This window comes from Streptomyces sp. NPDC093586 (assembly GCF_044764905.1).
In the GTDB taxonomy this organism is placed as follows: Bacteria; Actinomycetota; Actinomycetes; order Streptomycetales; family Streptomycetaceae; genus Streptomyces.
In genome coordinates, this window is record NZ_JBIWJA010000081.1 from 1 (window position 1) to 6,440 (window position 6,440).

The following is a 6,440-nucleotide window of genomic DNA, read 5'->3' on the forward strand; positions in this document are numbered from 1 at the left end:
CATGCTCCGCGACGGGACCTTCTACGAAGCGCGCATCCCCGCAGCAGTCACCACATGACCAGCTCGGCTTGACGAAAGACATAGAGGCACCCCCCACAACCCTGCACGCCCTCGACACCATCGACCCCTGGTGGAACCTACCCTGGCCCTACCACTGGCACCGCACCTACCACCAAGCCCACACATGCCACCGCACCGGCCAGCCCTACCCGCCACGCATCACCACATGGATCCACACCCAACACCGCAACTGGCCACGCCTGCACCCCCAGCAACAACACCTCCTCAACACCATCGGAATTCACCCCGGGTAGAACCGACCACATCACTGCTGTCACACTTGTGTTCGATTACTGTGACGTTCTGGACTGGCAACATCAGAATCGGGAGACTGTGGCCATGACGTCCTCCGCGCATGAGGCATCTGCGTCAGCCCTGGGCTACATCTTCCAGGCGCAGCTCGCCCTCCTTGAGCTGCTGCGAGGACAAGAGGATCGCCCGGACGGGGCGATCAGCCTGGAGCTCCACGACGACGTTGCGTGGGAAGAAGACGGTTGGCCCGTTGAACTCCTGCAGGTCAAACACCACATCCGCAGTGTGCGGTCGCTCGGCGACAAGGACGACGACGTGTGGCGGACTATCCAGTCCTGGATGGACACCCACGCTCCTGGCGACGAGTACGGCCCCATGCTGACCCTGGTCACTACACAGGAGGCCCGGTCGGGTACGGCTATGGCCGCGCTCAAGGCACCCAATCCAGCCCCCGCACAGGCCCTTGACCTACTCATCGCCGCCGCGCAGGAGTCCAAGGCCAAGGACACGAAGGACGCACGGGCAGCTTTCCTGGCCCTTCAGCCGGCGCAGCGTGCCGTCTTTGTTCAGCGGATGAGGGTCATCGACGGTTCGCCGTCCATCGACGACCTTGACGCGCAGGTACGGGTGAAGCTCAGGGCCGCGCTTCCCGACGGGCACGCCGACTCCTTCATGCGGCAGCTGTGGGCGTGGTGGTACGAGCAGACGGTGGACATGCTGCAGAAGCGGCACACCAGCGTCTCCGTGACCCGGCTGATGCAGCGCATCAGCCGCATCCGCGACGACTACACCTCGGACAGACTGCCCACGCTGGTGGACCGTGAGGACTTCCCGCGGGAGGCCGAGACGGAGCTGGCCGATGCCTGCTTCGTCCACCAATTGCGCTGGGTGGGCGCCGGCCGCCAGTTGAACAAGGCGATGGTGGACTACTACCGCGCCTACACCCAGACCGTGGCCTGGCTCGAAGACGACCTGGTGGACCTCGACGAGCTGGAACGGTTCGAAGGCAACCTCGCCGACGAGTGGCAGCGGGAGTTCGACTGGATGCTCGACGACCTGGGTGAAGATGCCACCGACCGGGAGCAGGAGCAGGCCGGCAAGGCGCTGCTGCGCAAAACCCTGGACCAGACCCGGTACCGAATCCGTGAGGCGTACGACGAGGCGTTCTTCTCCCGGGGCAAGCACCATGAACTGGCCGACCGCGGACGGGTCGGATGGCACCCCGACTTCGAGGCACGGGTGAAGAACCTGATCAGGGCCGCCCGTGCCTAGCTGGAGCCAGCGCCCGCAAGCCAGCGCCGTCTTCCTCAACCCTGCCCTCGTCGCCGCCGTCGCCGCCACCGCGGCACGCGACTACGAGCGGGAAGCCTCCGGCAGGCTGATGCCGTGGCCGATGGCCTTCGTCGTGGCCCCGCTCGTCCTGCACCGACCCACGCGGCGAGCGCTGCCCACCTCGACGCGCACCCATCTGACGAACTGGGTGGCGGACCACCCGGCACTCGTCGCAGGCCTTGCCGCGCGCAGCACCTCACTGACACCCGCCGTACGGGAAGGCCTGCGCTTCGGGCTCCGCCACCAGATGCTCACCATCGAGCAGGGCTCTCTCAAGAGCAGGATTCCGTCGAAGTCCCGTACCGAGGGCGAACTCGCCGACCTGATCAAGGCCGCATCGCTGATAGGCCGCTGGACTGCCAAGTCCGACAACCCTTCCACCGTGTTCGCGCTGCTGGGCGTGAGACCCTGAGCCGGTGCAGATCCGGTCGATCATCCTCTACAGCAAGAGCGGCGAAAAGCGCGTCCTGGACTTCCGGCTCGGCGAGCTCAACATCGTCACCGGCACCTCCCAGACAGGCAAGAGCGCGCTGCTCGACATCGTCGACTTCTGCCTCGGCAGGGACGAGGCCACGCTCCCGATCAGCCCGATCTTCAACACCGTCGCGTGGTACGCAGTCATCCTGCAACTGCCCGACACACGCATCCTCGCTGCCAGGCCGGCACCTCGCCCCGGCGCCAAATTTGTCACCAACGCCATGCTCGAAGTCGGCAACGACCTCGGTGTCCCGGAACTGCCCGACCTCCGCGTCAACACCGACTCCACACAGCTGCGCCAGCAGCTCGGACGCCGGATCGGCATCGGAGACACCCGCAGCGAGCTGGCACCGGGGAGCCTGCTCTCCCCGCTCAGCGCCAACCTCGGCCACGCTGTGCTGCTCTGCCTGCAGAACCAGGACGAAGTCGCCTCCAAGCGGTCGCTGTTTCACCGGCAGAACGAGCGCGGCATCCCCGAGAGCCTCAAGGCCACGATCCCCTACTTCCTCGGCGCGGTTCCCGAAGACCAGGCCGCACTCCAGCAGCAGCTGACCCAGGCCAAACGAGCCCTCCGCCGCGCCGAGAACGACCTCAAAGCCGCCCAGGAAGCAAACCAAGGCATCGAGGCCCGCCTTGAGTCCCTCCTCGGTGAAGCCCGCGTCCACGGACTGCTCCCCGACAGCGGTGTCGACACCTCTGACAGAGCAGCCGTCATCGAGGCCCTGCAGCAGGCTGCCTCATCCCGGCCCACCCCGGACAACGCGGTCGAGGAACAGCGGCGGCAGGAGCTCCTCCTCACCGAACAGTCATCCGCTCTCCGGCGGCAGCTGCGCTCCCTCGCAGAAGAACGCCAGCTCCTGAACGACCTGGAGACACAGGCTGCCGGCTACTCCGGCGCCGTCGCCCGCGGCATGTCACGCCTGTCCGCGCTCAACCTCGTACCCGACGGCTTCCCCGGCGAACACAGCTGTCCCCTGTGCGGAAACGAACTGGACGAGCCAGACCCCACCGTCGCCGATATGCACACCACCCTCGCAGACCTCCGAGGGCAGCTCGACAGCGTCCAAACCGTCCAGCCCCGCCGCGAGCAGGCCCTGCGCGAGATCGAGCAGACGGCGACGCGCCTACGCGAACAACTCCGCGGCATCGAAGGCGCCCTGAGCATCATCGCCGAACAGCGCAACCAGCAGGCCGGCCTCCTCGGACAGGCCGAAGCCCAGGCCTACACCCGCGGCAGGATCAGCGCCTACCTGGGCCAGATCAACACCGCGTCCGATACCGGACACCTCCAGCACCTAGAGACGAAAGTCGCCGTCGCCCAGCAACTCGTCCAAAGCATCGAAGAACAGCTCGACACGGAGGCCGCCGACGACAAACTCACCCACGGGCTCAGCTACCTCAGCGGCAAGATGACCGGCCACGCCCGGACCCTGAAACTCGAACACGGCGACCGCCTGGTCCGTCTGGACCTCAAGAAGCTCACAGTCGTCGCCGACACCCTCGAGGGCATCACCGAGCTGCTCCGCATCGGCAGCGGCAAGAACCACGTCGGCTACCACGTGGCCGCCCATCTCGCCCTCCACCAGTACTTCGTCGCCAACAGCCGGCCCGTGCCCCGCTTCCTCATGCTCGACCAGCCCACCCAGCCCTACTACCCCTCCGACATGGCCAAACAGCGCGGACGACTGGAAGACCTCGCCCTGGACGAAGACCGCGTGACCGTCACCCGCCTCTTCGAACTCATGCACCAAGTCGTCAGGGAACTCGCCCCGAACTTCCAGATGATCGTCAGCGACCACGCGGACCTGCCCCACGACTGGTACCAGGACTCCGTCCGCTACAACTGGCGCAACGGCGAAAAACTCATCCCCACCACCTGGCTAGACGACAGTCCCACTCCGTAGCCAGGCACCCTCCCCACTCTCCACCGCCGGCATCCGCCCTGGACAGAACCAACAACAGCGCTCTTCGACCGCGCCTTCGTGCCACCGACTGACAGCTGCTCGGCAACATGCAGGCGAGGGTGCGGGTGCGGCCCCCTGCGTCAGCGGCGGATAGCGACGACTTCGACCTCCGCGTTCATCGCGCGCAACCGCCTGACTGCCTGGAGCAGCGAGACCTGGGCAAATGCGAAGAGCGAGTCAACACGGATGTCCTGGCCATCCTTCAGAAGGATCCCGAAGACCACCCGGAGCGTGCCGAAGTCGTCGAGCAGGCGGTGGTCCGGCGTGTGTGCGGCGACCTGGTCAAGGAATTTGGCCCGTACTTCTAGGTCGCTGCGCAGCGTCTCGACGGCCACCACGCCCTGGGCGAAGAGGTGGTTGAGGGGAGCCGTGCTGGCAGGTGCCTTCTTGATGCAGATCAATTGGTTCTCGGGGCCGAGAACGTCGCAGATCTCCAGGCCTCCTCCCCTGAACTTCCCCGTGACGACGTCTTTCTTGTCGAAGAGCAGGTACCCGTCCGACTTCGCCGCTTGGTGGTTGAACCAGTCCTCGTCGTGAGAGTCGCGGCCTTTGGAATCGAGTGGACCTTTGGTCCAGCGTGGGAGGGTGACCGTCTGCGGCTGGGTGAACAAAGCGGTGAGTTCTTCTTCCAGGGTCTCAAGGAAGCCGGCCCCTACCTCGAACCATTTGCCGTTGCCGTAGAACAGGCGGTCTGTGCCCATCGTGATGTCGGCGATGAGCCACTCTTTCCCGTTGGTGGTGACGCTGGCCGGGGTCAGGAAGTCATCGTCGCTGAACATGGTGACCCGTACGTCGCCGAGGGCTTTGAGCCGTTCTCCCTCAGGCTTGTCCTGTACGAAGTGCAGCAGGTGGTGCAGTTCCAGGTCGTTCGTCTCGATCGTGCGGGTGCCTCGTCTGGCGCGGAACGCCTGGGCAGAGCTGTAGCTTTCCTGGCACGAGTCAGGAATCCCAATGGTCAGGCGGGGACTGTCCGGGTCCGCAAGGTGCTTTTCCAGGATGGCCTGGGCCTGCACCGCCTTTTGGCTGCGGCTGTCGAGGGTGTGGACCCTGCTGACAAAACGCAGTTGCGGCAGCGGATCAGGTCTTGCACACACCTCCTCGATCGCCTGCAGGTCGCTCAGGAACTGCTCCACGGTGGTGGCAAGGGGAAGCTTGATGGTGGCCTGTGAGCACTCGACGCGGACCTGTCGTGTCCTGCCGCCCTCCAGGGAAGTCAGTGACAGTCCGCTAACAGTGCCACAGATACGGCGGACGACGGCACCGAAGCGGTCCAAACCAAAGTCGTCGATCCGCTCGCCCCGTGACACTGAGTACTCATCGACCCGACCTCTGCCGTCCATGATCTGGTTGCGGATTTTGATGACCCCGTCGTCGTCGAGGCAGCGGGTCGCGAACTCCAATCCGAACTCGTCGTCACGGAAGTAGGGGTCCAGCATGTGCTGCCCCACCCCGTAGCTCAGCGCATAGGTGCCGCGGCCGGTGCGTATGAGAATGAGTCCCGCCGCGGCGCGGCTGCGTTCATTGACTTCCAGCCCGGTGATGGATTCCACCGCGCTGCACCAGTCGGCGCGCTCTCGGGGAACGCCTCCGGTGATCAGCAAGCCCTCCATCCCCTGGCGGGTGAACTCCCTGGCCTGGTAATCCTCACTGTCGAGGTATCTCTCGCGGACGAACGTGCGCAGTTCCGGGGTGGTGCCCTCAGAGGGCCTGAGCCGGTGGAGGGTGGACTTACGGGTGGCGGATCGGGATGTGCGGCTACTACCCAAGACGGCCTCCACGCGCGCGAAGCAGTTGAAGACACTACGAAAGCAGACAGGGTGCCGTCTTCACCACCGAACAGATCTATCCGGTCCCAAGGGGAACGCCGGACGGACGGAAGCCGCACAGAGCATCCACCGGCAAGCTCCTCGAACTACCCACCGACGGCACCCCAGGCTCTTGGCCCTCTACACCGAACTCTCCGGCGTCCGTGTCCACCACCAACCCCGACACCACCTGACACGGCCCCACCAAGTAGCGGCTCATTGGAACTGCACAACACCCGACCATTCGACGCAGACGGCATACGCGCAGGTCAGACAACCACCACCCCGCTCAGATCTACACTCCGAGCACTCCAGGAACCGCCAAAACCACCCAGAAAATCTGAAAAACCCCAGCTCACAGGAACAGCCGCAGCTCAGAAAAACTGGGCGCCGACACCGGCCAACGAAGCCAGCAACAACGCAAAGTCCTGTCCCCCGAACGGCAACAGGCTCTCAAAGAGCGTTTTGTCCCGGCAGGGTTGTTTGGTGTTGATTCGCGGGTCGATCCAGTACGGGGCCTTTGGGACAGACATGCCTGAAGCGAGGCGAG

Annotated in this window: 5 protein-coding genes; 3 read left to right on the plus strand and 2 right to left on the minus strand. The window is 65.0% G+C overall.

Annotated features, from left to right (window positions below; genetic code table 11):
- Positions 1 to 429: 429 nt before the first annotated feature.
- Entirely contained in the window at positions 430 to 588 is a 159-nt protein-coding gene (locus tag ACIRFH_RS36315; protein ID WP_279566329.1) for a hypothetical protein, read from the minus strand.
- Between the two features lie 39 nt (positions 589 to 627).
- On the opposite strand from ACIRFH_RS36315, the gene ACIRFH_RS36320 reads away from it, so the two are divergent.
- Genes ACIRFH_RS36320 through ACIRFH_RS36330 form a run of 3 tightly spaced genes read left to right on the plus strand, consistent with a single transcriptional unit; the run spans position 628 to position 4,025 of the window.
- Positions 628 to 1,584, plus strand: a complete 957-nt coding sequence (locus ACIRFH_RS36320) for an ABC-three component system protein (RefSeq protein ID WP_403530792.1) — start codon at positions 628 to 630, stop codon at positions 1,582 to 1,584.
- Complete coding sequence (locus ACIRFH_RS36325; RefSeq protein ID WP_403530794.1) at positions 1,577 to 2,056, plus strand: three component ABC system middle component; 480 nt, start codon at positions 1,577 to 1,579, stop codon at positions 2,054 to 2,056. The genes ACIRFH_RS36320 and ACIRFH_RS36325 overlap by 8 nt, the downstream gene beginning before the upstream one ends.
- 4 nt (positions 2,057 to 2,060) lie before the next feature.
- On the plus strand, positions 2,061 to 4,025 hold the full coding sequence (locus ACIRFH_RS36330; protein ID WP_403530797.1) for a DUF3732 domain-containing protein: 1,965 nt from the start codon (positions 2,061 to 2,063) through the stop codon (positions 4,023 to 4,025).
- Between the two features lie 140 nt (positions 4,026 to 4,165).
- Here the strand turns inward: ACIRFH_RS36330 and ACIRFH_RS36335 are convergent, their stop codons facing one another.
- Positions 4,166 to 5,863 carry a DUF6119 family protein gene (locus ACIRFH_RS36335; RefSeq protein ID WP_403530799.1) on the minus strand — a complete coding sequence of 566 codons (1,698 nt, stop codon included), beginning with the start codon at positions 5,861 to 5,863 and terminating at the stop codon, positions 4,166 to 4,168.
- Positions 5,864 to 6,440 lie beyond the last annotated feature (577 nt).